21 protein-coding genes and 2 tRNA genes are annotated in these 26,596 nt (G+C 62.9%); 12 read left to right on the forward strand and 11 right to left on the reverse strand.

Annotation, left to right across the window (positions count from 1 at the left end; translation table 11 throughout):
- Positions 1–91 precede the first annotated feature (91 nt).
- The 4 genes from OQE62_RS05685 to OQE62_RS05700 form a co-directional block, all read right to left on the reverse strand.
- On the reverse strand, positions 92–973 hold the full coding sequence (locus tag OQE62_RS05685) for a hypothetical protein (protein ID WP_265721034.1): 882 nt from the start codon (positions 971–973) through the stop codon (positions 92–94).
- The gene (locus OQE62_RS05690; RefSeq protein ID WP_265721035.1) at positions 973–2,214 is read right to left on the reverse strand and encodes a hypothetical protein; all 1,242 of its coding nucleotides are present in this window, start codon (positions 2,212–2,214) and stop codon (positions 973–975) included. The genes OQE62_RS05685 and OQE62_RS05690 overlap by 1 nt, the downstream gene beginning before the upstream one ends.
- Positions 2,215–2,567: 353 nt before the next feature.
- Positions 2,568–2,654 (reverse strand) — tRNA-Leu (locus OQE62_RS05695).
- A 138-nt stretch (positions 2,655–2,792) separates the two neighbouring features.
- Positions 2,793–2,879, reverse strand: a tRNA-Leu gene (locus OQE62_RS05700).
- Positions 2,880–3,209: 330 nt separating this feature from the next.
- Here OQE62_RS05700 and rnr point away from each other — a divergent pair.
- Both rnr and rlmB read left to right on the forward strand, forming a co-directional pair.
- Complete coding sequence (gene rnr / locus OQE62_RS05705) at positions 3,210–6,086, forward strand: ribonuclease R (RefSeq protein ID WP_265721036.1); 2,877 nt, start codon at positions 3,210–3,212, stop codon at positions 6,084–6,086.
- A gap of 409 nt (positions 6,087–6,495) precedes the next feature.
- Positions 6,496–7,251, forward strand: coding sequence for a 23S rRNA (guanosine(2251)-2'-O)-methyltransferase RlmB (rlmB, locus tag OQE62_RS05710; RefSeq protein ID WP_265721037.1), 756 nt, complete (start codon positions 6,496–6,498; stop codon positions 7,249–7,251).
- A 118-nt stretch (positions 7,252–7,369) separates the two neighbouring features.
- On the opposite strand, the gene OQE62_RS05715 is transcribed toward rlmB, so the two are convergent.
- On the reverse strand, positions 7,370–8,521 hold the full coding sequence (locus OQE62_RS05715) for a S8 family serine peptidase (RefSeq protein ID WP_265721038.1): 1,152 nt from the start codon (positions 8,519–8,521) through the stop codon (positions 7,370–7,372).
- Between the two features lie 459 nt (positions 8,522–8,980).
- Here OQE62_RS05715 and OQE62_RS05720 point away from each other — a divergent pair, with 459 nt between their 5' ends.
- From OQE62_RS05720 to OQE62_RS05765, 10 genes are all read left to right on the forward strand, one after another.
- Positions 8,981–9,538, forward strand: a complete 558-nt coding sequence (locus OQE62_RS05720) for an RNA polymerase sigma factor (protein WP_265721138.1) — start codon at positions 8,981–8,983, stop codon at positions 9,536–9,538.
- A gap of 20 nt (positions 9,539–9,558) precedes the next feature.
- Positions 9,559–10,182, forward strand: coding sequence for a hypothetical protein (locus OQE62_RS05725; protein WP_265721039.1), 624 nt, complete (start codon positions 9,559–9,561; stop codon positions 10,180–10,182).
- A gap of 37 nt (positions 10,183–10,219) precedes the next feature.
- Positions 10,220–10,780, forward strand: a complete 561-nt coding sequence (locus tag OQE62_RS05730) for a hypothetical protein (protein ID WP_265721040.1) — start codon at positions 10,220–10,222, stop codon at positions 10,778–10,780.
- A 164-nt stretch (positions 10,781–10,944) separates the two neighbouring features.
- On the forward strand, positions 10,945–12,240 hold the full coding sequence (locus OQE62_RS05735; RefSeq protein ID WP_265721041.1) for a tetratricopeptide repeat protein: 1,296 nt from the start codon (positions 10,945–10,947) through the stop codon (positions 12,238–12,240).
- 192 nt (positions 12,241–12,432) lie between these two features.
- Positions 12,433–12,900, forward strand: a complete 468-nt coding sequence (gene rpsF, locus OQE62_RS05740) for a 30S ribosomal protein S6 (RefSeq protein WP_265721042.1) — start codon at positions 12,433–12,435, stop codon at positions 12,898–12,900.
- A 12-nt stretch (positions 12,901–12,912) separates the two neighbouring features.
- Positions 12,913–13,143 (forward strand): 30S ribosomal protein S18, encoded by a 231-nt coding sequence (gene rpsR, locus OQE62_RS05745; protein WP_265721043.1) that lies wholly within the window; start codon positions 12,913–12,915, stop codon positions 13,141–13,143.
- Positions 13,144–13,201: 58 nt separating this feature from the next.
- Positions 13,202–14,032, forward strand: coding sequence for a hypothetical protein (locus OQE62_RS05750; RefSeq protein ID WP_265721044.1), 831 nt, complete (start codon positions 13,202–13,204; stop codon positions 14,030–14,032).
- 167 nt (positions 14,033–14,199) lie between these two features.
- Positions 14,200–14,646, forward strand: a complete 447-nt coding sequence (gene rplI / locus OQE62_RS05755; RefSeq protein WP_265721045.1) for a 50S ribosomal protein L9 — start codon at positions 14,200–14,202, stop codon at positions 14,644–14,646.
- A 160-nt stretch (positions 14,647–14,806) separates the two neighbouring features.
- Positions 14,807–16,246: a replicative DNA helicase gene (gene dnaB / locus OQE62_RS05760; protein WP_265721046.1), complete on the forward strand. Its 1,440-nt coding sequence runs from the start codon at positions 14,807–14,809 to the stop codon at positions 16,244–16,246.
- A gap of 63 nt (positions 16,247–16,309) precedes the next feature.
- Entirely contained in the window at positions 16,310–17,404 is a 1,095-nt protein-coding gene (locus tag OQE62_RS05765) for a winged helix-turn-helix domain-containing protein (protein ID WP_265721047.1), read from the forward strand.
- Positions 17,405–17,463: 59 nt separating this feature from the next.
- On the opposite strand, the gene OQE62_RS05770 is transcribed toward OQE62_RS05765, so the two are convergent.
- From OQE62_RS05770 to OQE62_RS05795, 6 genes are all read right to left on the reverse strand, one after another.
- Positions 17,464–18,111 (reverse strand): DUF6515 family protein, encoded by a 648-nt coding sequence (locus OQE62_RS05770; protein ID WP_265721048.1) that lies wholly within the window; start codon positions 18,109–18,111, stop codon positions 17,464–17,466.
- Between the two features lie 126 nt (positions 18,112–18,237).
- Positions 18,238–19,116, reverse strand: a complete 879-nt coding sequence (gene speB, locus OQE62_RS05775; protein ID WP_265721049.1) for an agmatinase — start codon at positions 19,114–19,116, stop codon at positions 18,238–18,240.
- 96 nt (positions 19,117–19,212) lie between these two features.
- Positions 19,213–20,463, reverse strand: a complete 1,251-nt coding sequence (gene nspC, locus OQE62_RS05780; protein ID WP_265721050.1) for a carboxynorspermidine decarboxylase — start codon at positions 20,461–20,463, stop codon at positions 19,213–19,215.
- A 36-nt stretch (positions 20,464–20,499) separates the two neighbouring features.
- A complete protein-coding gene (locus OQE62_RS05785; RefSeq protein WP_265721051.1) occupies positions 20,500–21,693 on the reverse strand; it encodes a saccharopine dehydrogenase family protein in 1,194 nt (397 codons plus the stop codon).
- A 219-nt stretch (positions 21,694–21,912) separates the two neighbouring features.
- Complete coding sequence (gene speA, locus OQE62_RS05790) at positions 21,913–23,835, reverse strand: biosynthetic arginine decarboxylase (protein ID WP_265721052.1); 1,923 nt, start codon at positions 23,833–23,835, stop codon at positions 21,913–21,915.
- A 281-nt stretch (positions 23,836–24,116) separates the two neighbouring features.
- Positions 24,117–26,594: an aminotransferase class III-fold pyridoxal phosphate-dependent enzyme gene (locus tag OQE62_RS05795; RefSeq protein ID WP_265721053.1), complete on the reverse strand. Its 2,478-nt coding sequence runs from the start codon at positions 26,592–26,594 to the stop codon at positions 24,117–24,119.
- Positions 26,595–26,596 lie beyond the last annotated feature (2 nt).

A 26,596-nucleotide genomic window follows, 5' to 3' on the forward strand; every position in this document is an offset into this window, starting at 1 on the left:
GACAAGTTCTCGAAATAAATAAGGCCGACTCTCGCGAGAGTCGGCCTTTTTAAAGTGGTGCCGACGACGTAGGGTGCGCCGTGCGCACCGATCAGCTGCTTGCTTCGGAATAGAGGGTCTCGCCGTAGTCGATGATGGTTATCCCGTCTTTGTCGACATGGGCGGGCCATTTCAGCGGTGCGCAGTCGGACGAAACAGAGAGGTCCGGGCAGGTTTTTCTGATCTCATCGACGATGTTTTGGGTTTCCGGAGACAGGGTGAGTCGAATACTACCGACGATGTTGTCGATTAATTCCTGCATGGGTTTGGGACTTATTTTTTCGTCCTTTTCAGCTTGGTGGCCAGAGCAGCTCTGAAGATAGGCGAAACTGAAGTAGATGATTTTCTCCGGAGATATGGGAAGAAAAACGTACTTGTTTCTATAGGTTGGAATCTTAGTGGATTCCATGCCGAAATATACTGCAGGTACAGGTAGCTTGGTAAGTGGCTCCCAGTCAAGGGGCGCTCTGTAATAGGGTTCCCCCTCATCATACAGAATATGGCCCCAGCAAGCAGTTATAAAACCCAGTACAGCGGATTCAAATGCCTGGGGATTTAGGAAGTTAGCCCGTTGGTTGCGTTCTGCTGTATGTATTCCGCCAATATAGCAAGACAGTGTGCCTTTAAGACCAGTGAACCACGGGCCATAGTAAGCCCACTTGCGGCGAAAAATACTGGTCGCTTTCCAGCTTTCGCTGGGCATCAAGTCCTCATCAAAAGTGATTCCGTCTAGGTCATAGTCTGATCGTGAGGCCTTTCTTTCCGGTATGCTCTCTGTTGATGCTGGTGCGTGCTTGGGAGCGTGAAATTCGAGAGTGCTCCCAAGAAGATTCACTTTAACTTTTTTGGCGCTCGAGAAAGAGGGGCCGCGCGGAATGCAGAGCCCTTCGTGCTTGCGGAACTTTAGTGATGAGTATTTTATAAAGTTGCGCATCAGAATTTGCTCTTTATTTTGTCGTGGTGTTTGGGGAGCCAAGCTCTGACCATCGAATTGCCTATCTTTCCTATTCCTACCGCGGATCCGGCAATAGTGGTGGCTTTGCCCAAAGCGGTCAGGAAGGCCGCTGCCGCCGCCGGAGCCGGTGCGCTAATGACCAGGCCCGCCGCTGCCGCGAGCGTGCCGGCAAAAGCACCGCCGCCATGCAGGCTTTTGCCGTGTTCTACTACATCTGCTGTTGCTTTGGCTAAACTGTAGCTGCCATGCCTGTCCTTTTCATGCTTGAGGCGATTATAGATAAGTTCCAGCTGATCCCGGTTACCGATAATATCCAGCTTATCGGTTTTGGAGAACTTGCGGTCCAGTTTCAGGCCGGCCGCATGGGCTGCCTTGACAGCTTCATTGGGAGAGGTGGTGGGTCTTACGAGAAATGCAGTGTGCTTTTCCAGTTTTACATCTTGGTCGGCGAGAATCCTGAGTGCCTGGGTTAGAATTGCCGACCCTCCGAACTCGGATACCCAGCCGATTCCTTTGAGATCCCTAGCTTCGTACATGGTTCTGGCCAGCAGTAGTGCCGATCCGTGCAGCTCCTGATTCTGCAGTGGGCGGATGGCGCGTTTATAGCTCTTCAGGCCGCCAATACGCCTTTCCCCGGGCGTATAGTGCAGGTCGAAACCGTTGCTATTGAGTCGGAAATTGCCGCCAGAGAAAGGAGCCTCCGCGATTCTAGGTGCTGCGCTATTGGCGGCTGTGTCGGGTTGCCCATAACCGCTATCACATATCGCTACCAAGCGATCATTGTTAGTTGTGATTGTTCCCTTTTTGCGGCGATGGGTTCGCCATTCATCCTCCCAAGGGCTTGCCTTGTACAATCCCGGCCTCTCCTGCCTATCAACCAACTCCGAATAATTAAGATCCGCCTCAAAATGCAGAATCTTGTACCCATCATTGGCCAACTTCTCCGCCGTGACCTTGCACCCCGGCAAGATCACCACAAACTCCTCGGTGCCGCCGCGGTGCGCGGCACCGGGTTTGATAAAGATATTGTTCTGGTGCAGCCGCCCGGCGGCCAGTTGGTTGATGCCGTTGACGGTTATCTGGGCCCAGTAGTTGCCGCTCTGGGCCAGTTTGGCCAGCTCGCGGTAGATGGGTTCCGCCTGGGGCGTGATGGTGACGGGTTTGCCGGAGTGCTGGCCGGCGATCTGAGTTTCCGGTTGGGCGGGGGTATTGGAAAACATAGGCTCCACTTCCTGTGAGTAATTCCATGTCAAAAGATGACGGCAGGAATCCTAACGGATTCTCGATGTGTGATCCACCGGCGCAATGCGGCGGCGTGAGCCGTGGGTGTAGTTCCGGCGGGGCCCTCTTTGTGAGCCGATGTGAGATGAGACGGTGGTACAGGCATCGATTCCGCGATGTCGGGTCTTGTCGATGGGGAGGCAGTGTCTGCGGTACTGGTCGGAGATCATTGGCGGACACAAAAAAGGCCGACTCGTGAGAGTCGGCCTTTTCGTTTTGGGCCATCCGTGACCCTCACCCCTCCGGGGCAGCGAAGCTGGCCAAAATCGCTCCCGGCGATTTTGTGCAAAGATGGTGCCCGGGAGAAGACTTGAACTTCCACGGCCGTAAGGCCACTAGCACCTGAAGCTAGCGTGTCTACCAATTCCACCACCCGGGCAGGTCAACGGCGTTGCCGTTGAGGACGCGCACTATAGCGATTTTCGGGCGCCTGTCAATTGGGACGGTTCGGTGAGCTGGTCTCCGGGGATGAGGCAATCAAAAAAGGCCGGCTCTCGCGAGTCGGCCTTTCTGAAGATGGTGCCCGGGAGAAGACTTGAACTTCCACGACCGTAAGGTCACTAGCACCTGAAGCTAGCGCGTCTACCAATTCCGCCACCCGGGCAAACAACGGCGCACGCCGTTGAGGCCGCGAACTATAGAGATTTGCCCCGGGGGTGTCAACGCCAGTTCTGCGCTTTTTTCATCTTGCCTTGTGCGGGTCGGGGAATGGCCCCATATCGCTTATACTGGCTCTAGTGTACTGTTTCGCGCTTAATGGCTCTTTCAGCGGACCGTTAAGCGGCCAGATGCAAGCGCATTTGCGCAGGAGCAGTGGTTCGCTAGTAGACTACGGCCAGCTGGCCGGCTCCAGATCCCGCCGGCCCGATTCACCTGGCCGGAGACCCCGGCCTCCGCCGCAGGTGCGGCGGCCCTTTCGACAACGGATGCTGTTTTGACCCAAGACAAACCCCAAAATCCCCCCGCCAGCACCGATCCCCATGCGGATCGCGAGGCGGAAAAGTATGAAAAACCCGTTCCCAGCCGCGAGTTCCTGCTGGATTACCTGGAGAAGCTGCCGGAACCGGTGTCCTGGGAGTCGGTCGCCGACGCCCTGGAAATCGACGACGAGGACCGCCGCGAGGGCGTGCGTCGTCGCCTGATCGCCATGTCCCGCGACGGCCAGATCGCCAGCAACCGCGCCGGCGACTTCGGCGTGCTGGACAAGATGAGCCTGGTTCGCGGCCGCGTGATGGGCCACCGGGACGGCTTCGGCTTCGTTTCCCCCCGCGACGGCGGCGACGACCTCTACCTGTCCCACCGCCAGATGAAGAAGGTATTCGACGGCGACGAGGTGCTGGTGCGCGAGACCCCCGGCGGTTTCCGCGGCAAGCGCGAGGGCGCGGTGGTGCGGGTGCTCAGGCACAACACCCACGAACTGGCCGGGCGCCTCTTCCACGAGAACGGCATCAGCTTCGTACGCCCGGACAACCCGCGCATCAACCTGGATATCATGGTGGCGGAGGACAAGACCGCCGGCGCCGGGCACGGCCAGTATGTGGTCGTGGATATCACCACCCAGCCCGGTCGCAAAAGCGTGCCCCAGGGCGAGGTGAGCGAAGTGCTCGGTGACCACCTGGCGCCGGGCATGGAGATCGACGTCGCCATCCGCAATTACGGCATTCCCCACAGTTGGCCGGCGGGGTTGCAGGCCGAGGTCGACGCCATCGCCGACGAGGTGCTGGAAGAGGACAAGAAAGCCCGCGTCGACCTGCGCGACTTGCCGCTGGTGACCATCGACGGCGAAGACGCCCGCGATTTCGACGACGCCGTCTTCTGCGAAGCGCAAAAGGACGGCAGCTGGAAGCTGATGGTCGCCATCGCCGACGTCTCCCACTATGTGCGCCCCGGCACGGTGCTGGACGAGGAGGCCCACAACCGCGGCAACTCCGTCTACTTCCCGGACTTCGTGGTGCCCATGCTGCCGGAAAAACTGTCCAACGGCCTCTGCTCGCTCAATCCGGAAGTGGACCGGCTGTGCATGGTGTGCGAGATGCACATCGACCTGGACGGCCGCATCCTCGACTACCGCTTCTTCGAGGGCCTGCTGCGCAGCCACGCGCGCCTGACCTATACCCAGGTGGGCCAGATCATCGACGAGCGCGACAGCGACATGCGCAAACAGTTCGCCGCACTGACCCCGCACCTGGACAACCTGCACGACCTCTACAAGGCCCTGCGCGGCGCCCGCGACCGCCGCGGCGCGATTGATTTCGAGACCACCGAGACGCGCATCATCTTCGACCCCAAGCGCAAGATCGAGCGCATCGTGCCGGTACAGCGCAACGACGCCCACAAGCTGGTCGAGGAGTGCATGCTGGCCGCGAACGTCTGCGCGGCGGAACTGATGGAGCTGTCGGAACTGCCGGCGCTCTACCGGGTGCACGACACGCCCAAGGCCGCGAAGCTCGAAAACCTGCGCGAATACCTGGGCGAACTGGGCCTGCGCCTGCCCGGTGGCGAAGAGCCGCAGCCGATGGATTTCCAGCACCTGATGGACCAGGTGGGGGAACGCCCGGATGCGCACATAGTGCAGATGATGCTGCTGCGTTCCATGAACCAGGCGGTCTACCAGCCGGAGAACCGCGGCCATTTCGGCCTCGACTACCGCGCCTACGCCCACTTCACCTCCCCCATCCGCCGCTACCCGGACCTGCTGCTGCACCGCGCGCTGCGCTGGCTGATCCGCAACGGCAACGCCAACCCACCGGCGGTGGCGAAGAAGGTACACACGGAGCCCGGCGCCGAAGCGCTGCCCAGGGAGCGGATTATTCCCTACAACATGGAAGCGATGGTGCAGCTGGGCGAACACTGCTCCACCACCGAGCGCCGCGCCGACGACGCCACCCGCGACGTGACCAGCTGGCTCAAGTGCGAGTACCTGCAGGACCATGTGGGTGAGACCTACCCCGGTGTGGTCAGCGCCGTCACCGGCTTCGGCCTGTTTGTCGAGCTGGACAACCTCTACGTGGAGGGACTGGTGCATGTCACCGCGCTGCCCAAGGACTACTACCGCTTCGAACAGGCGCACCAGCGTTTAGTGGGAGAGCGCAGTGGCGCCCGCTACCATCTGGGGGATTCGGTCACCGTGCAGGTGGCGCGGGTCGACCTGGAGGAGCGCAAGGTGGACTTCACCCTCGGTGAGCTGGTATCGCAGTCGGGTAGCAAGGCGCAAAAAGGCCGCAGGCGCAAAGCACGAAAAAAAGTGCAGGGCGGGGCCGAAACAAAGGCGGACAAGACGCCGGCCGGACAGGGCCGGAGAAAAACCGGGAAAAAGCCCGCAAAACAGGGAGTACCCCCGGCAAAAAAGCCCGAAACGCCGGGAGTGCTCCCGGCAAAAAAGTCGGAAACGATGGGAGTGCCCCCCGTAAAAAAGCCCGGAAAGCCGGGGGCGCCCCCGGCAAAAAAGTCTGGTGGCGGCGCTGGTTGGACGCCTGGAGAAAATCCTGATCGGGCGCCAACAGCGGCTAAAAAGGCCGGGGAAAAGAAAGCCTCCCCCTGGGATCGCGGAGCGGAGTCTTCAGCCGGCGTTACGCCTTTCCGCAAACGCAAGGTGGGCTCCACTGAAGCGGTACCGGTAGAGGCGACCCCGCCGCAACCGCAAACCGGCGAGGGGGAAAAGCCGCGCAAAAAAAGCGGCCCCAAACGCACGCCGCCGCGCAAGGGCGGAAAGCGCCCCTCGGTCGCCGCCCGCAAGGCGGCCCAGAAGGCCGCCCGGGCCAACGGCAAGGCCAAGAAGAACAAGGCCGGTGCCAGGCGCCGGAAAAAATAGGCTCGGAATTCCGACAGAAAATCCGCTATCACCCCGTACAGTTCCCTCTCCCGCGGGGAGAGGGTTAGGGAGGGGGGGCCTTCGATGCCCTCTCCCCTGGCCCCTCTCCCGGTGGGAGAGGGGAGCTATTTTTTTGGGTTTCCGGGGCGGAATTCCGTCAGAGAATTCACTATCACCCCATACAGTTCCCTCCCCCTCGGGGAGAGGGTTAGGGAGAGGGGGCGCCGTTCGAGGCCCTCTCCCCCGGCCCCTCTCCCGGTGGGAGAGGGGAGCTATTTTTTGGGGTTTCAGGGCGGGATTCCGACAGAGAATTCACTATTACCCCATACAATTCCCTCTCCCACGGGGAGAGGGTTAGGGAGAGGGGGTGCCGTTCGATGCCCTCTCCCCGTGACTGGAACAAAACACCATGCCCGACCAGATCGTCTACGGCTTCCACGCCGTCCAGGCCCTGTTAAAGAGTTCCCCGCACCAGGTGCGGGAACTGCTGCTACTGCGCGGCCGCAAAGACCAGCGCCTGCAGAAAATCCTCAGCCAAGCGCAAAAAAACAATATCAAACTGCGCCAGGTGGATCGCCGCGCGCTGGACGAAAAAGTCGGCGACGACGGCAACCACCAGGGCGTGGTCGCCGTCTGTGCCGGGCAGGCGAAAGTCCACGACGAACGCTTCCTGAAAGAGTTACTGAAAAAACTGGAGGAAAAAGGCGAGACGCCTTTCCTGCTGATTCTCGATGGCGTCACCGACCCGCACAATCTCGGCGCCTGCCTGCGCTCCGCCGAGGCGGCCGGCGTACACGCGGTCATCGCCCCCAAGGACAAATCCGCCGGCCTCACGCCCACCGCGCGCAAGGTCGCCTGCGGTGCCGCGGAAATATTGCCCTTCGTCACCGTCACCAATCTGGCGCGCACCATGCAGCAATTGCAGCAGGCCGGCCTGTGGTTGTACGGCGCCGCCGGCGAGGCGGAACAGAATATTTACCAGGTTTCACTCACCGGCCCGCTGGTACTGGTAATGGGTGCTGAGGGTTCCGGCCTGCGCCGCCTGACCCGGGAAAACTGTGATCACCTGATCAAGATCCCCATGGCCGGCGAAGTCAGCAGCCTGAACGTCTCCGTCGCCACCGGTGTCTGCCTGTTCGAAGCGGTGCGCCAGCGTCGGGCCTGACGCCCGGTCCCTGCCCGCGAAAACTCCCTCCTTTCACGGCCGTCCGCTTTCCCCTTCCCATAAAAAAGGCCGGGTCTGGGACCCGGCCAACTCCAAGCAACAAGAAACAGCGGGAGATTTACAGGTGAATGATGGAATCCGGGTCGCCGTCCGGGTCACCGCTGACGGTACCGTCGGTATTCGGATTGCCGTTGGTCATCATCATCACCGCGCAGGCGTGGGGTGAGGCCATGGAGGTACCGGAATAGGTGGTGGTACCGCCGCCCATGGCCGTGGACAGGACATCCACGCCGGGTGCCGCATAGTCCACCGGCGGATTGCCCCAGTTGGACCAGGAGGGCATGGTATCGGCGTCGTCATGGGCGGAGATGGTGCGCACATAGGTGCCGTTGGCGCGCGCCGGCGAGTGGTTGTTGGCGTCGTCGCCGTCGTTGCCCGCGGCCAGCACGAAGTAGGCGCCGGAGTTCTCCGAAGCGGCCACGACCGCATCGTCCAGATCCTGGCTGACCCCGCCGCCGAGGCTCATATTGGCGCAGTCGCCGGGAGCGGCGTTGGCACCCACATAGTCGATGCCGGCGATCACGCCGGAGGTGGTGCCGGAACCGCGCTTGTCCAGCACCTTGACCGGGATCACGGTGGCGTTGGCGGCCACCCCGACCACGTCGATACCATTGTCGATCGCGCCCACGGTGCCGGCCACATGGGTGCCGTGGCCGTGGTCGTCATCGATCTTGTCCTTGCTCGGGCCGCGGGTGAAGGCGGTGAAGCCGCGGCTGCCGTCCACGTTCAGGTCGGCGTGGTCCAGGTCGATGCCGGTGTCGATGATCCAGGCATCGCGGCCGCTGCCGTCGACACTGCCGCCCACCCGCGCAATACCCCAGGGGGTGACCTGGCCGGCGGTGCCGATGTCGTCGGAATCCGGTTGCGCGCTGACGCGGACGACGCTGTCCGGGGTCATGCGCAGGATGGAGGAGTCGCCGCCGAATACCGCGCTGGCCGCAGTGCACGACAGGTTGAGAGTGGCCCCCTTGATGGTATGCCGGTACACGTATTGCGCCGCCGCGTTGGCGTGACCGGCCGCCCGGGCCCGGGCGGCCAGGCGCTTGGCGGTGCCCACCGCATCCGCGCCGGAGAAACTGTCGTGGAAGCGCACAATACACCGGTTGTGCACGTCGGCGACGGCGGGGCTGGTGGTGAAGCTCGGCTGGTTGGCCTGGGTTACTGCGCTCGCCGAAACGGCAATAGCCGCGATGAATAGTTTTTGTCTCATGTCAAAGTTTACCTTGTGATTTATTATTGGATGCCGGGGAAACTCCGGCGGGGATCGGATATCCGACCACTGAACCAGGTGATACTTCGACGCAACAACACAGAACTGCGCCTACCGGGCAAACAGATACCCGTGCACAACTTCTCTCGGGCGTGACAGATTGCCGCCGGCGCCAGTCTGCCGCCGGCCATGGCAATCGCCCGTCGAATGAAGCTAGCGAAGAGGGTGTGCAATTACAATTACGCACAATCCGGATTTTTGAGATTTAAATCGTTATTTTTCGCGCGTAATTAAAATTAAATTGCGCCTGGAACTTTTTGTATAGCATTTTCGTGTAAGTGCCTTATGCGCACGAAATCTGTTTTGGAAAAATTATTTTTTTGCGGAACCTTTTGGCGGTCTTCTGCGTGTTAATAGTTCGATCGGGGTTATCGGCAAAGGAGCAATGGGTTGAGTCTGATGCAGTTTTTCCGCGGCCGCGCAGCGCCGCAGGACCGCTTTACCGCCCTGGTGCGCCCGCATCTCCGGCTGATGTACCGCATGGCCTACCGCTGGACGCAGAATTCCGCCGAGGCCGAAGACCTGGTGCAGGATGTGCTGACGCGCCTTTTCCCCCGGCTGGAGGAGCTGGCGGCGGTGGACAAGCCCGGCCCCTGGCTGGTCAAGGTGCTCTACCGCCGGCATGTGGACCTCTATCGCCGCCGCGTCAGTTCGCCCATCGACGACAGCGTCCACTGGGACAGCGACGACGCCTTCTTCCGCGAGCGACTGATCGACGAGCGCGACGACTACCGGCGTCTGGAACTGCAGCGGACCCTCAACCGGGCCCTGGAGGGGCTGGACGAGGGCTGGCGCGATGTAGTGTTGCTGCACGATGTGGAGGGTCACACGGCGCTGGAAGTGGCGGAGATCCTGGAAATCAATGTGGGCACGGTGAAATCCCGACTGCACCGGGCGCGCAAAAAACTGAGAATTGCGCTGCAGCCGGGAACCATCGAGCGCAGTTACGCGTGTTAACCGGTGTCGAGGAGGTGAGTATGGATTGTAATCAGGCCAGGCGGGAACTGGAGCTGATGCGCGAGCAGAACAGCGCTGACTTGTTGGCTCATCTTCGTCGGTGCGCCGACTGTCGCGAAGGCGCCGAGGATCTCAGAATTGCGCGCCTGCTGCGCACCATGCCGGCGCCGGAACCGGCGGAGGATTTCGAACGGCGCGCGCTGGCCGCGGCAATGCCACAGAGCCGGGAGCGTTCCCGTGTGCGCGGTTGGCAGCTGGCGACCGCCGCCAGCCTGCTGCTGGCGGTGCTGATGGCAGTGCCCCGCTGGCAACAGCCGGCGGCACCTGCCCCCGAGGCGGTGGCGGCACTGCCGGTCAGCGTCTCCCTGGATACGCCCCGCAGCCTTTCGGGCGCCACCATTCAGGTCTCCCTGCCGCCCAATCTGGCGTTGGAGGGCTACGGCGATGCCCGGCAACTGCAGTGGCAGGCGGACCTGAGCGCCGGCGCCAACCGGCTGACCCTGCCGGTGCAGATGCGACAGACGGGCGGCGAGGCGGAAATAGTGATCCGCATCGAGCACGAGGGCGCGCGCAGAGAGTTCCGGGTGCCGGTTCAGGCTGGGTCCGCCGACAGATCCCGGCCGCAGCCGACGACAAAAATTTGACGACCCTTCCCCAAAACACAGAAGTGAGGCTCAGAAAATGGATAAATTCAGTAGAACAGTGTCCCTGGCACTGCTTGTCTCCGCGCCGTTGAGCGCGCCGGTCTTCGCCGACGGCGAGGATCTGGACGTGACGGTGAGCGTGGTGGAGGCCGACGATACGGTCGAGGATGCGGTGAATGTGATCGAGCTGCCGGAAGAGGCCAGCGACACGGCCAGAGAGGCCGCCGCCTTGGGTCTCTCCACTGCCAATGCGGCCCGCCAGCGCGGTGAAGAGGAAACCGGTGAAGAGCCGGAGGGCTCCGGAGAAATGCAGGCCGCTGCCGGCGGTGTCGCCGAGCAGGCCTCGGAGCGGGCCAGGGAGGCGGTGAAAAACGCCGAGGGCGCCGCCCGGGATGCGGCGAGCAACGCCAGTGAAGCCGCTGAGGAAGCGCTGAACAATGCCCTGTCCGGCGGCGCGGAAGAAAATGTGCCCGAGGATGTGCTGGACAACATTCCCGAAGACGTCCGCGATCACCTGCCGCTGGATCCGGATTCCGCGGTCGACGACGCGACCGACAATATCCCGGACGATCTTCCGGGCAATGTTCCGGGAAGCTGAGTTGGCAGCCGGAACGGGCGGGCGCGGGGCCCGGCGTTCGGTGTGGCAGCCGGCGCGGACCCCGAAGTCCGGAATATGAAGTTGCAGATGGCCGGGCGGCAACGTCCCGGCCGTCCTTGTTTGGGGACGACGAGACAATAACAATGTGGTTCAAGACATCAATAATGGCATCACTTCTGGGGCTGGTCAGCGCTGCCCCGATGGCACAGGCGCAGGACGATTTTGCCCGCGGCACGGCGGCGTTCAAGAGCGGCGAATACCGGCGCGCCCTGGCGCTGTTCGAAACGGAGCGCCGCCGGGGCGGGAGTAGCGCGAAGCTGACATACAACATCGGCGTCAGCCACTTCAAACTGGGCGACTACGCCGAGGCCGGCCGGTGGTTCGAGCGACTGCTGGAGTATCCGCAGTGGCGCGACCTGGCGCGCTTCCAACTGGGGCTGGTGGCGGAGAAAGGGGGCGACAGCGCCCGCGCCAGGGAACACTACCGAGCGGTGCAGGCGCGGGCCGAATCCGACAGGCTGCGCGCGCTGTCGGGCAAGCGCCTGGCCGCGCTGGCACCGAGTGAGCCGCGCACCGCTACCGCCTCGAGGCAATGGACGGCCCTCGCCAGCGCCTCCGCCGGCTTTACCGACAACGCCTTCGCCCTGCAGGACGAACTGCTGGTGGACTCCACCCTGGCCGAAGACCGCTACTCGGAAGTGTTCGCCTGGGGGCAGTACCGCCTGGCGGGTACCGCGGACAACGGCTGGCGACTGCAGGGCTTCGCCTACCGCCGCGGCTACGCCGAGTACGACTCGCTGGATATCGACAGCTACAACCTGGGGGTGTCCCGCGACCTGAGCTGGAACGGCTGGCGCCTGGAACTGGGCGCCGCCGCCGAAAGCACCTCGCTGGGCGGCGAGTCCCTCGCCCGGACCACCCGCTTCACCGGCCGGTTGCAGCGGGCGTTCGCCGGCAACCGTGTCAGTCTCGCCTACCTGCCCGGCCACTACAGCGGCGGCAGCGACTACAGGCACCTGGATGGCTGGCGCCACCGCGTCGAGGCAAAGCTCGCGCGACCGCTGGGGCGGGCGACCGTCAATGCCCTCTATCGGCTGGACATCGACGACCGGGCGGACCTGGAGCGCGACAACGGCGACTTCTACAGCTATTCCCCCACCCGGCACAGTGCCGCTGTCGAGCTGGAGTGGCCGCTGCGGGACAACTGGACGCTGTCCGCCGGCGTCGAGTACCGCACCAGTGACTACGACGGCCTCAACACCCTGACGGACACCGACGGCACCGCAAAGGAAAAGGCCCGGGAAGGCGAGCGGGTGAAATCCTGGCTGGAGTCGCAGCTCTACCTGTCACCGCGACTGCGGCTGGCCGGCAAAGTCTCCATTGCGGACAACGAGGAGAACTTCGCCCTGTATACCCACGACAGGACCGAGGCCAGTCTGGGGCTCCGCTACACCTTCTGAGCCGGGTTGCGGAGCCTGCCTGCCCCCCGGTAGCTCCGGGGCGCGGGCCCCCGCATTGATCAACTTGCAACCACTCCCCCGACCCCATAGAATACGCCGCCCGCAACAGGCCTGCGGTCCATCCCCGGGCCCGTTGCCCTCCTTGCCTCATCGGATAACCCGGGAGGCTGTTTTAACCCGTAAGGAGCAACAATGCGTCATTACGAAATCGTATTCCTGGTCCACCCGGACCAGAGCGAGCAGGTGCCCGGCATGGTCGACCGCTACAGCGCGACCATCAAGGACAGCGGTGGCCAGATCCACCGCCTGGAAGACTGGGGCCGCCGCCGCCTGGCCTACCCGATCAACAAGATCCACAAAGCGCACTATGTGCTGATGAACGTCGAGTGTACGGACGCGGCTCTGGAAGAGCTGACCACCAACTTCCGTTACAACGACGCCGTCATCCGCAACCTGGTAATCCGCGAAGACGAGGCGATCACCGACGAGAGCCCGATCATGAAGGCGGAAAAAGAGAGCCGTGAGCGCAAGGCCGCCCGCCAGGAACGCACCGAGCGTCGCGAGAAGCGGGACGAGAAGAAGGAAGACAAGAAAGAAGAGACGTCTTCCTCCGAGACAGCGGAAGAGAAGTCTTCCGACAACGCCGAAAGCGACAAGTAAGGGGATTATCAGATGGCACGTTTTTTCCGTCGTCGCAAGTTCTGCCGTTTCACCGCCGAAGGCGTCAAGCGTATCGACTACAAGGATCTCGATACCCTGAAGGCCTACGTCTCCGAAACCGGCAAGATTGTTCCGAGCCGTATCACCGGCACCAAAGCCAGATACCAGCGCCAGCTGTCCACCGCAGTCAAGCGCGCCCGCTACCTGGCCCTGCTGCCGTACACCGACAGCCACGAAGGCTGAGCCGGAAACCCAAGGTTTTCGTGCTTAGACACTGTAACAACAGAGACGCTATCTGATCGTGCGCGCCCTGGCCGAATTCATCATGCGCGGGCGTGTGCGCGCGGTGCTCACCACCATGGTGGGCATTCCGCTGATCAGCCCCGCAGCGTTGGGGCTGGTGAGCCTGCGCCGCGGTGGCAACGACGGCCTGATGGTGCTGGCCTGGGCCATGCTGCCGGTAGTCGCGGCGGGATTCAGCGGCCTCATGTCGCCGCTGATGATCGGACTGGCCAGCAGCCACTTCGCCGCGGTTTTCTGCGGCGCGCTGGTGCTGCGCAGCAGCCGCTCCTGGGCCGCGGCCCTGGTGGCGGTGGCGGCGACCGCCGCCGGCGGCATACTGCTCACCGCCTACTTCAGCGGCGGGCTGCTGAACAGCCTGCTGGAAGCCGCCGAGGCTTCCGGCGGTGATCAGGCCGGGCAACTGCGGGAGATATTCGGCAGCGAGCCGCTGGCCACCGGCTACCTGAGCTGGGTTTCGGCGATTACCGCCTCCCTGGCGCTGGTGCTGGGGCGCTACTGGCAGGCGCTGCTGTACAACCCCGGCGGTTTCCGCCAGGAGTTCCACCAGTTGCGCATGCCGGTGCCGCTGGCGGCGGTGGCCATGCTGGTGTGGGTCTACTGCCTGGTTTCCTCGGACTATGTGTTCTGGGGCGCCGTGGTGGCCTTCCCGGTAGTGGTGGCCGGCATTGCCCTGATCCACTGGCTGGTGGCCAGTCGCGGCTGGGGCAGGGCACCACTGGTGGCGCTGTACGTCACCCTGGTGATTGCGGCACTGCCGCTGGCCGGGTTCCTGTGCGGACTCGCACTGATAGATAGCTGGATCGATATTCGCGGGCGCACCGCCAGGTAACGGGGCGCGTTCCGCACCAAACTGAAATCGTGACGACTCTCCCCTCCCCCGCTTGCGGGGGAGGGGCCGGGGGAGAGGGCTTCGATCAGCGCCCCCTCTCCCTAACCCTCTCCCCAGGGAGAGGGAACTCCAGGGGAGAGTCATTACCTGAAATTGAGGAAACCGAGATGGAAGTTATTCTGCTCGATAAAGTAGGCAAGCTGGGCAATGTGGGCGACCGCGTTGACGTGAAGGCCGGCTTCGGCCGCAACTTCCTGCTGCCGACCGGCAAGGCGATCCCGGCCACCAAGGCCAACATCGCCGATTTCGAAGCCAAGCGCGCCGAGCTGGAAGCCGCCGCCGCCGCCAAGGTGAGCGAAGCCGAAGGCCGCGCCGCCAAGCTGGAAGGCCTGTCCGTGACTATCGCCGCCAACGCTGGCGAGGAAGGCAAGCTGTTCGGCTCCATCGGCACCCGCGACATCGCCGAGGCGATCACCGCCGCCGGCGTCGAAGTGGCCAAGGCCGAAGTGAAGCTGCCGGAGGGCGCGATGCGCGAAGTGGGCGAGTACGAAGTCGACGTACAGCTGCACGCCGACGTGATCTCCACCGTCAAGGTAGTGGTCGAGGCGGAGTAAGCGCCGCGCACCGATTCCACCCGGCCCACCTCGGGCAGCCTCTGGCTGCCCGGATTCGCGCCGGGCGAATTGGTCGCGCTACAATCGGGCGCTGGATTCCCCGTTGCAAACGGGGCGTGTCCAGCGCCCGTTTTTGTTTCCGGTAGCCAGTAAGCCCACTATGAACGACGAATACGCCGTCCCCGAAGAAGAGCAGGCCCAGGAGGTCTCGCCGCTGCCGCACTCGATAGAGGCGGAGCAGTCGGTGCTGGGGGGCCTGATGCTGGACTCCGGCCGCATCGATGCGGTCGCCGAGCAGCTGGGCGAAGTGGACTTCTTCTCCGCCGGCCACCGCAAGATCTTCGCGGTGATGCTGGAGCTGAGCGACGGCGAGCAACCGCTGGATATCGTCACCCTGGCCGAAGCCCTCGCCAGCCGCGACCTGCTGGCGGAGGTGGGCGGCCCCGCCTACCTGGCCGAACTGGCCGAGAACACCCCGTCCGCAGCCAATATCGTCGCCTACGCCAAGATCGTGCGCGAGCGCTCCATGCTGCGCCAGCTGATCGCCGCCGCCGGCGAGATCAGTCGCACCAGCTTCAATCCCGGCGGCCTGGCCTCAAATGACCTGCTGCAGATGGCCGAGCGCCGCGTGGCGGAGATCGCCGAGGGCCGCGCCAAGGACGGCGGCTTTGTCGGCGTCGACACCCTGCTCAAGCAGACCGTCGAACGCATCGACGAGCTGTTCAAGAGCGAGGGCGACATCACCGGTATGGGCACCGGCCTTACCGAACTGGACCAGCGCACCTCCGGCTGGCAGCCGGGCGAGCTGATCGTCCTCGCCGCGCGCCCGTCCATGGGCAAGACCGCACTGGCGCTGAATTTTATCGAACACGCCATGCTGACCCAGGACAATCCCACCCTGGTATTCAGTATGGAGATGCCGTCCGACAGCTTGGTGATGCGGATGATGTCCTCCATCGGCCGTATCGACCAGGGCCGCATCCGCAACGGCAAGCTGCAGGAAGACGACTGGCCCAAGCTCTCCAGCGCCGTGCAGAAGATGAAGGGCCGCTCGCTCTACATCGACGATACCCCGGCACTGACGCCGAGCGAAGTGCGTGCCCGCACCAAGCGCACTGTGCGCGACCACACCAACAAGCTGATGCGGGAAAATTCCCAGCTCACCCGCGAGGAGGCCGAGGCGAAGAGCATGCCGGCGCTGATCATGGTGGACTATCTGCAGCTGATGCAGGTGGCCGGCAGCAACGAGGGCCGCACCCAGGAGATCTCCGAAATCTCCCGCTCGCTCAAGACCCTGGCGAAGGAGTACGACTGCCCGGTAATCGCCCTGTCGCAGCTCAACCGCGGCGTGGAACAGAGGCCCAACAAGCGGCCGATGAACTCGGATTTGAGGGAATCCGGCGCCATCGAGCAGGACGCAGACGTGATCCTGTTTATCTACCGCGACGAGTACTACAACGAGGACAGCCCCGACCAGGGCATCGCCGAGCTGATTATCGGCAAGCAGCGCAACGGCGAGATAGGTACCTGCCGCGCCGCCTTCGTGGGCAAGTACACCCGCTTCGACAACCTGGCGCCGGAGTATTACCAGGGCGAATAAATCCTATCAATCGCCATTCCGGCACAGAGCTTGATCTGGTACCGGAATCCAAGGGGGGCTGGATTGTTATCTGAATCCGATATCCGCGCACTGGCCATCCAGCGCCAGCAACTCCACACGCCCTGGTCCGGTGACCTGCCGTCGCTGATCCGCCACCTGGGCGCCCTGCAACTGGACGCCATCCAGCGCATTGCCCGCGCCCACCACCACCAGCTCTACAACCGCCTGCCGGGCTATCGGGAAAAACAACTGAAACAGGCGGAGCGCAATCGCGAGATCTTCGAGTACTGGTCCCACGCCGCCGCCTACCTGCCGATGGCGCACTACCGCTATGCCCGCGTGCGCATGAACCGCATCCGCGACGGACAGAAGCACTGGTTCGAGAAGAACGCCAGGCTCTGCCGCTACGTACTCGACCGGGTGCGCGTGGAGGGTGCCCTCAAGGCCAGCGATTTCGTCAGGGCCAAGGGCGGCTGGTGGGACTGGTCCGACGAGAAGAAGGCCCTGGAGCAGCTTTTCCACGAGGGCGAGCTGATGGTCAGCCACCGGGAGGGGTTCCAGAAGGTCTTCGACCTGCCGGAGCGGCTGCTGCCATCCCGTATCCGGACTGACGCCGCCAGCGACCTGGACTACGGCCGTCACCTGGTGCGCAGCTTCCTGCGCTGCCAGGGCGCAGGCCGGATCGAAGAGATCGCCTACCTGCGCAAACACGACAGGCCGATGATCGGGAAGGCGGTCGAGGCGATGCTGAAAAGTGGCGAACTGCTGCCGCTCGGCAGGGAGCTGTTTCTGGCGGAGGATGAGGTCGCAGAGCCGGCAAAGCCGCCGCGGAGGGTGCGCCTGTTGTCCCCCTTCGACCCGCTGCTACTGCAGCGCAAACGCCTGAAGCGGCTGTTCGACTTCGACTACCAGCTCGAATGCTATCTGCCGGCCCACAGGCGCCGCTACGGCTATTTCGGCCTGCCGATTCTGTACGGGGAGCGGTTTGCCGGTGTGGTGGATCTGAAGGCGGACCGGGAGTCGGGGATACTGCGCATCGAGGCGCTGCACTGGAGCAGGCGACCGGGCCCGGGATTGCAGGCGAGCTTCGAGCGGGCGCTGCGGCAGTTTGCCCGTTTTCACGGCCTGGTCAGTGAGGCCGAGGTGGCGGCGGTCTGAACGGTGCCGGATAGACTGCCGAGCGCCTGCCGGGCAGCGAGGCTTGCGGTGCGCACCGCTCAGATGCGCACCACCACGTAGACCTCGCGCCCGTCGCGCTGGGTGGGCATGAAATAGTCGTCGCCGTAGCGGTAATACTGCACGCCGTTGATTATCTCCGCCGTGTAGCCGGTGGGCAGATCTTCCACCACCTGGCCGGGGTTGTAGCCGCTCGCCCGGGTCGGCGCGGCTTTCGTCGCCGCGACCGGGGTGCCGGCGGGCGGCGGCACCACCGCGTAGGAGCGGCTCGCCGGCCGCCAGCGGTAGTAGGCGCTGGCGTAGCGATAGTAGATGCCGCTGCCGGTTTCCACGCGCACGGCGCTGCCCGGCAGTGAGGTCACCGAGGCGCCCAGCGGTGCGGTGACCACCCGATAGCCGGTCGGGGCCGGGCGGTAGAAATGGCCGCTGTGGTAATAATAGGGACGGCCGCCCACGGCCAGGTTCACGACGCCGAACGGCAGCATCGGCGCGGTGAGGCCGATCGAGATACGCGGGCCCCGCCGGTAGCGGCGGTGGTGCCGGTGCCAGCGCTTGTGGTGGTGGCCGTGGTGCCAGCTGTGCCCGCCGCGCTCGTAGCCGAGGGTGCCGGCGTCGGCCGGCGGGGTGAAGGCGAAACTGGCTACGGCCAACAGGGCGATACCACCGATCAGAGGCTTCAGGATTTTCACGGCTTCTCCGGAGAAGCGATTACTTACTACAGGTTAAATTTTAACCCCACCGGTGCCCGATTCGCCATGCTTTCGGGTTAAGAAGTGTGAAAAAACCGGGGCATGGCCAACCACGATTGCGCAGCTCTAATCCCTGCGTGTGCGCTGCACAATGCCCATCAGCCGGTAGAGCAGCTGGGCGGCGGCAAAGTCGTAGGCGTGAAAGCCCTCGATGGGCGCGAATTCCAGCAGGTCGAAGCCGATGATCTGCCGCTGCCTGGCCACGCATTCGAACAGGTTGAGGGTCTGGTACCAGCCCAGGCCGCCGGGCACTGGCGTGCCGGTGGAGGGAAAGACCGATGGGTCCAGGCCGTCCACATCCAGCGTGAAGAACACCTTCTCCGGGAAGTCCTCGGGCAGTTCGAATTCCTGCACATTGTTGGGCACCAACTGGTGTGCGTCCAGGTAGTGGACGCCGTACTTGTCCCGAGCGTCCATCTCCTCTTCGCAGTAGGCGCGCACGCCCAGCTGGAACAGCGGGACGCCGGCCTCCACCACCAGCCGCATGACACTGGCGTGGCTGTGCTTCTGGCCCTCGTAGCGATCGCGCAGGTCCGCGTGGGCGTCTATCTGTACCACGCCGAAATCCTCGACCCCCGCATCCAGGTAGCCCTTGATCACGCCCCAGGTGACCGAGTGCTCTCCGCCGATCCCCACCGGCATCCCGCCCATCTCCAGCACCTCGCGGGTGGCGGCGGCGATATTGTCCATCACCCGCTCCGGCCGGCCGGAGACCGGCACCGGGCTGCGGGTGTAGATCCCCAGTTCGCAGGGGTAGGAGAAGTTGTCGTAGGTCTCCAGTTGCCAGGAGGCCTCCAGGATCGCCGCCGGCCCCCTGCCGGTACCGCCGCCGTAGGAGACGGTTTCCTCGTAGGGGATGGGGATGATGTGGAAGAGTGCCTGTTCCGGTTTGGGCTGCTCGATCTCCGAGCCCAGGAAAATCGGGTAGTCGTTTTCTGACAGCATGGTTGTCGCCTTGAATCTGTTGTACAGAGAGGGGTGCCGTTCGAGGCCCTCTCCCCCAGCCTCTCTCCCGATGGGAGAGGGTGCCGTTCGATACCCCTACACGCAGCCGCCGTTCCCGGCGGGCAAAGCCGGTTCGAGTATCTCCCAGTCCCGCCCGGAAAGGCGGGTTTTGAAATCCTCGTAGCCGAATTCCCGGATCAGTTTCAGCTCGTCGGTCTCCGAATTCCACAGCGCGATCGCCGGCAGCGGAATACCGTTAAAGGTATTGGTCTTGACCATGGTGTAGTAGGCCATCTCCTCGAACACCAGCCGATCGCCGATCTGCAGCGGTTCGCTGAAGCTGTATGCGCCGATGGTATCGCCGGCCAGGCAGCTCTGGCCGCCCAGGTGGTAATCGTGGGGCAGTTCGCCGGGGCGGGCGCCGCCGGTGATGTCCGGGCGGTAGGGCATCTCCAGTGTGTCGGGCATGTGGCAGGTGGCGGAGGCGTCCAGGATTGCCTGGTTCTCGCCGTTCCAGGCGATATCCACTACTTCGCTCACCAGTATACCGGCGAACAGCGAGATCGCCTCGCCGGGTTCCAGGTAGACCTGTACCCCGTACCGGTCTGCGAAGGCGCGCACCGTATCCACCAGTTCGTCCACTTGGTAGTCGCTGCGGGTGATATGGTGTCCGCCGCCGAAATTGATCCACTCCATCTGCGGCAGCCATTCGCCGAACTTTTCCTCCATTGCGGCGATGGTGCGCGCCAGCGGCTGGAAGTCCTGCTCGCACAGGGTGTGGAAGTGCAGGCCGCTGATGCCGTCCAGGTCTTCGCCCTCGAACAGCGAGCGCACGATCCCCAGCCGCGAGCAGGGTGCACAGGGATCGTAGAGATCCGTGTGGCCCTCGGAATGCTCCGGGTTGATACGCAGCCCGAAGCGCAGTTCGGGGCGCTGCCGCTGCGCTTCCAGGCACAGGCTTTTGTAGCGCTTCCACTGGGAAAACGAATTGAAAATCACATGGTGGGCGAACTGTAGTATCTCATTCAGCTCGCCCTCCTTGTAGCTGGCGCTGAATACATGCACTTCTTTGCCGGCACCCGAACCGCCGTACTCCTCGAATCCCAGCCTGGCCTCGTAGAGCCCGGACGCAGCGACACCCGACAGGTATTCGGCGACGATCGGCCCGGTGCTCCACATGGAGAAAGCCTTCAGCGCCGCCAGCACTTTTGCGCCGCTGCGTTTCTGCACGTCGGCCAGTACTTCGAGATTGTCGCGCAGTGCCCGCTCGTCGACGACAAAGCAGGGGGACGGCACGCGGTGGGGATCGAAGTTGCCGAAGTAATCGATTCGCGGAGTTAAATCCATCAGAGAACTCGCTAAGGTCGCTGTAAGAGCCGGTAGTTATTGAAAGGGCTTATCCAGCCAGGTTTCCTGCCACGGCAGCCCGTACCGGTTCATATCGTCCATAAACGGGTCCGGATCCAGTTGTTCCAGGTTCCAGACCCCGGGCTTCATCCACTTGCCCTCCAGCATCATTTTGGCGCCGATCATCGCCGGCACGCCGGTGGTGTAGGAGATGGCCTGGGACTGTACCTCCTTGTAGCACGCCTGGTGATCGCAGGTGTTGTAGACGTAATAGATCTTCTCTTCGCCATTTTTCGTGCCGCGCACGATATTGCCGATACAGGTCTTGCCTTTCGTCAGCGGGCCCAGGCTGGCCGGGTCCGGCAGAACGGCTTTCAGGAACTGGATCGGCGCGATCTTCTGCCCCCGGAATTCGATCGGCTCGATGCTGGTCATGCCCACGTTCTGCAGCACTTCCAGGTGCGTCAGGTAGCTGGCGCCGAAGGTCATCCAGAAGCGCGCGCGCTCGATTTCCGGGAAGTGCCTGGACAGGGATTCCAGCTCCTCGTGATACAGCAGGTAGAGGTCCTTCTCGCCGATGCCCTCGGGAAAGTCGAAGACCCGTTTTTCCTCCATCGGTTTGGTGGTGATCCACTGGCCGTTTTCCCAGTAGCGGCCGTTGGCGGTGATCTCGCGGATATTGATTTCCGGGTTGAAGTTGGTCGCAAACGGCAGGCCGTGGTCGCCGGCGTTGCAGTCGAGGATATCCAGTGTCCTGATGCGATCGAAGTGGTGTTTCTTCGCGTAGGCGGTAAAGACGCTGGTCACGCCCGGATCGAAGCCGGAGCCCAGCAGTGCCATCAGCCCGGCCCGCTCGAACTTGTCTTGATAGGCCCACTGCCACTTGTATTCGAACCTGGCCTCGTTCGGGGGCTCGTAGTTGGCGGTGTCCAGGTAGTGCACGCCGGTCTCCAGGCAGGCGTCCATGATATGCAGATCCTGGTAGGGCAGGGCGACGTGGATCACCATGTCCGGCTTGATCTTTTCGATCAGTTTTACCAGTTGCGGAACATCGTCCGCGTCTACTTCGGCGGTATCGATCCTGCGCGGCAGCATGTCGGCGATCCTGTCGCACTTGCTCCTGGTGCGGCTGGCCAGGGTGATGTTTTCAAATACCTCCCCGACCTGGGCACACTTGTGCGCGACCACCTGGCCGACGCCGCCGGCGCCGATAATCAGTACATTGGCCATGGGGGAAATCTCCTTATCTGTAAAGTCTGCGTCGCGATTGCGGAATTGTCTTATGCCTGAAGGTTGGACTGAGCGCAGCGAAGTCCAACATTTGGGGCGGGGATGTGGCGTTGGTGGCTCTTCCGTTCCCCTCTCCCCCGGCCTCTCTCCCGGAGGGAGAGGGGAGCTATTCTTTCAAATTGTGGAATTCGCTGAAGACTCTTTTTCGAGTTCCAAACCCTATTTCTCAAAATAGGTATAACCGCTCATGCTCGCGGTGTAGGTATGCAGAATCTGCTTGCGCTGCTGCGCCGTGATCCTGCCTTCCTTCACCGCCCGCTCCGCCAGCCTGCGGAAGCGCTCGAACAGTTCCTGCGGTCGGTATTCCACATAGCTGAGCACATCGGCGATGCTGTCGCCGTGAATCTCACGGCTGTAGTCGACACTGCCGTCGTCCTGGATGCGCACGCTGACCACGTTGGTGTCGCCGAACAGGTTGTGCAGGTCGCCCAGGGTTTCCTGGTAGGCGCCGACCAGGAAAGCGCCGAGAATATAGTCTTCGTCGTCTTTCAGGTCGTGCAGGTGCAGGGTATCTTCCTGCTCCTGTGTGCCGATAAAGCGGTCTATCTTGCCGTCGCAGTCGCAGGTAATGTCGGCGATGATGGCCGAGCGGGTCGGCGCCTCGTCCAGGCGGTGGATCGGCAGCAGCGGGAACACCTGGTCGATGGCCCAGATATCCGGCAGTGACTGGAAGACGCTCATGTTGGCGTAGTAGATATCCGACAGTACCGTCGGCAGTGCCCGCAGGTCCGCCGGCACTTCCTCCGCCTCGTCCAGCAGTTTGCGGATCTGCTGGGCCCCCTGCAGGAACAGGTTTTCCGCGTTGGCGCGCTCGCGCAGGCTCACCTGGCCGTGCAGGTACAGGGAGCGCATTTCGTCGCGGTAGTAGAGTGCATCGTTGTAGCTTTCCTGCAGGTTGTTACCGTTGACGGTGGCCACCGCGTCCCGCAGGTTGCGCAACATCTGGTGGTCGTCTTCGGTGATTTTCGTGTGCTCGAGTTCCACCGGTTCGAAGCGGGTGGTGTCGAGGATATCGAACAGCAGCACCGACGAGTAGGCGACGGTGGCGCGCCCGGACTCGGTAATGATCACCGGGTGGGCGACCCCCTCGCTATCGAGCGTGCCCATGATTGCCTCCACCACATCCACACAGTACTCGTCCAGGGAGTAGTTCCTGGAGTGGGTGTCGTTGGTGCTGGAGCCGTCGTAGTCCACCGCCAGGCCGCCGCCCAGATCCAGGTAGCCCATGGCCGCGCCTTCCTCCACCAGATCGGCGTAGTAGCGGCAGGCCTCCAGTACACCGGTGCGGATATCGCGGATATTCGGCACCTGCGAGCCCAGGTGGTAGTGCAGCAGTTTCAGGCAGTCGAGCATGTCGTGTCGGCGAAGCTGGTCGACCATCGCGATCAGATCGTTGCTGCCCAGGCCGAAGATACTGCGGTCGCCGCTGGTGGCGTTCCAGTAGCCACCCACCGTCGACGCCAGTTTTACCCGCGCGCCGATATTGGGGCGCACCTGTTCGCGCGTGGCACAGCGGATGATGGTCTCCACTTCCGACGGCGTCTCGACCACGAAAAACACCAGTACGCCGAGGCGCTGCGCCTGCAGGCCCAGGTTGATGAATTCCTCGTCCTTGTAGCCGTTGCAGACGATCAATGATTCGGTATTGTCGAGTATCGACAGCGCCGCGATCAGCTCCGCCTTGCTGCCGGCCTCGAGGCCGTGGTGGAACGGGCGGCCGGCACGGGCGATCTCCTCGATCACCTGGCACTGCTGGTTCACCTTGATCGGGAATACGCCGCGAAACACATTGCCGTAGCCGCAGGATTCGATCGCGCTGGCGAAGGTCTGGTTGATGCGCGCGATCTGGGCGTCGAGCAGGTTCTCTATCCTCAGTAGCAGCGGCATCCCCAGCCCGCGCTCGGTGGCGCCGCGGGCGATCTCCATCAGCGAGACGCTGCGGCTTTCACCGCCGGGGCCATCCACACGGACGGTGATTTCGCCGTCTGCACGGCAATCGAAATAACCGGCTCCCCAGTTGCGAATTCCGTAGAACTCTGCGGCGTCTTCGCAGGTCCAGTCCTGTACTTGCTGTTGCTTCATGGCGCCTGTTTGGTTGTCTGTAGCCGGGTGTCGAAGGCGGGCGCGAGTCATGGGCCCAGACGGGGTTGAAAGCAACAACTATAGATAAGAAAAGCCCGGATTTTTAGTGCCATAAAACCGAGTTTTTATTCGACTATTGGCGTTGATTCCCCTTCTACTGGCGTTTCGGGAGTCTCGGATCAAAAAATAGACAAAAGAGAGGCTGGACATCAAGGTGGCAAATTTTTGCCGCGCCCCTATTTGCCTGGATGCATCATTAAGTGGGTCTGTTCAGTAGCCTGTCAATTCAGGAAGGTGGACATGTCATCGCAAGCTGTGGCGAACGCCTGCACGAACCGCTCGACCTCTTCGCGGGTAATGACAAGTGGGGGCTGAATGCGAATGACGGTGGAACTGTTCGCCGTGACGAATGTGAGTATGCGGTGATCGTTGTTCAGCTTGGTGACGAACCGCATGCAGAACATCTCTGCCAGCGACTCCTCCATACGATCCATGGCGGTGGTTAGATGCTCTTTCACATCGTCCGGGAAGAAACGGTAAGTCAGATGCCAGTCGCCGGGCAGGCGCGTGCCGAACTCCCGCGCACACGCCTCCACGGCGCCGGTGAAGTCGTTGTCGAACTGAACGGCCAGCATCAGTCCGCGGCCGCGGATCTCACTGACAAATGGGTAGCTCGCTGCAACCCGCTCCAACTCGGACTTGAAATAGCCTCCCAGTTTTTCCGCATGTTCGGCCAGCCCCTGCTCGCGGATACCCTCGATGGTGGCAAACCCCGCCACACTCGCCAGGTTGCAGCCCCCGAAAGTGGAGGTGTGGGCGAGAAAGCGGTCGGCGGTGCCATAGGCCGCGTCCCAGATATCCGTCCGACTGAGTGTGGCGCCGATGGGAATCAGGCCGCCGGACAGGGACTTGGATAGCACCAGAATGTCCGGCTCGATGCCTTCCCATTCACAGGCGAACAGCCGGCCGGTTCGGGCCATACCCGTCTGGATTTCGTCGACGACGAGCAGGGTTCCGGTTTCGTGGCAAATGCGCTGAACGTCGGACAGGTAGCCGAGCGGCGGCACGTGTACCCCGCCTTCGCCCTGGATGGGTTCGACGATAAAGGCACATACGTCCCCCGATGCCAGTGCTTCGCGCAAGGCCCCCGAGTCCCCGAACGGCACACTCTCGCAATCCGGGATCAGCGGCCGGAAATGCTCCCGGTGTTTCTCTCGGCCCGTGACGGAAAGCGCGCCCAGCGTCTTGCCGTGGTAGCTGTTGTCGGCGTAGACGAACCGGGGCCGGGGATTGGCGGCCCGGGCCTGCTTCAGTGCCGCTTCGACGGCCTCGGTGCCGGAATTGCTGAAGAACACTCGCTCCATGGCGCCGGGCGCTATATCACAAAGAGTTTCCGCAAGCTTCGCTGTCTCCTGGGGCAGCGACACGTACTGCACGAAGTTCGGCCCCAAGCGGCCGATGTATTCCTGAACGGCTCCGGTAACGCACTGCGGGTTATGTCCCAGATTGAGGCAGCCGTAACCGGCGACCATGTCCAGATAGTCCCGGCCCTCCGTGTCCGTCAGTGTGCAGGCCTCCGCGCGTTCGAAAACCTGGTCGCAGTGCATGTAGTGAAGGAAGTCTGCCATCATCGGGTTGATGTGGCGACGGTAGCGCTCCAGAGTCCGGGTCCGGCGACCTTCACCGGTATCCACGCCGCGCTCCCGGTCCATGGGACCGCGCGCGGGTGCCGACTTGAAGGTCCGGTGATAACGGCGCAGGCCGGCGACCAGCTCCCCGTTGAGACGCTCGCCGTAGGTTGCCAGCGGGAACGCCTCGAATCCGTGCCGCTCGGCGATTTCACCGCTCTCCAGTACCTTTTGCGGCGGCAAGTCGCGACCGATGGAGTAGCACTCCGCACGCCCTTCCAGCGCCAGCACCATGGTTTCCGCCAGGCAGCCATTGATCTGCTGTTTGATGGCCATGCTCAGGGACTCGCCGCCGAGTTTGATGCGGGGCGTCCCCGTCATGTGACCGCCGTCGATGACTATCACATCGTTGCGCCTGGGCTCTGCGGGCCTGATGTCTCGGGGCAGGGCAATGTCCATGACGATGGAACCGGGCAAAAGCCGCGCTTCATCGATCACACTGCCCGAGGATGTTGCGGAAACGAGAATTCTGGTGCGCTCATAGACTGCTTCCATACTGTCGAACAGCTGCACCTGTCCGTCCCGGGCTTCCGGCAGGTACGCCATAAGGCGCCTGCTGTCCGCTCCCGGCCGGTGCACCAGATCCAATTGGCACCCCATCTCCAGCAGCAGCTTGGCCAGCGCCAGAGAGATGGAGCCCGGATAACCCACCACGGCAACGCGTGCCTGTGCCGGGTCCAGCCGCAGCCAGTCAAAGACCTGGTGCAGGCCCCGGTAGGCCGCGTAGGCGGTCAGCGAATTGCCGCTGGTTACGGGCAGACTGGCGCGCTCGGCGGTGTGAAGGCCGCGCCGGCCAATAATCGACGTGAATCCTCCGAGACCCACCAGCTCTGCACCCTGCTCGCGCATGGCGTCGATGCCGGTGAAGATCCGTTCCTGCACCTCCCGCGCTGACGTCAGCATTTCTTCCGCGGTCAGCGGCAGGTAGTGGACAACGCCTTCGGCCGTAGAGCCCGCGGGCGAGCGAATGGTGCCAAAATCCAGGAACGGCACCAGGTTCTCTCGGCGCCAGATCGCCGGGTCGTAACCAGTTTGCAGGTCCCGGGATCCGCGCTCGACGAGATCGAGCATTT

The sequence above is a fragment of the Microbulbifer halophilus genome (assembly GCF_026183675.1).
Taxonomy (GTDB): Bacteria; Pseudomonadota; Gammaproteobacteria; order Pseudomonadales; family Cellvibrionaceae; genus Microbulbifer; species Microbulbifer halophilus.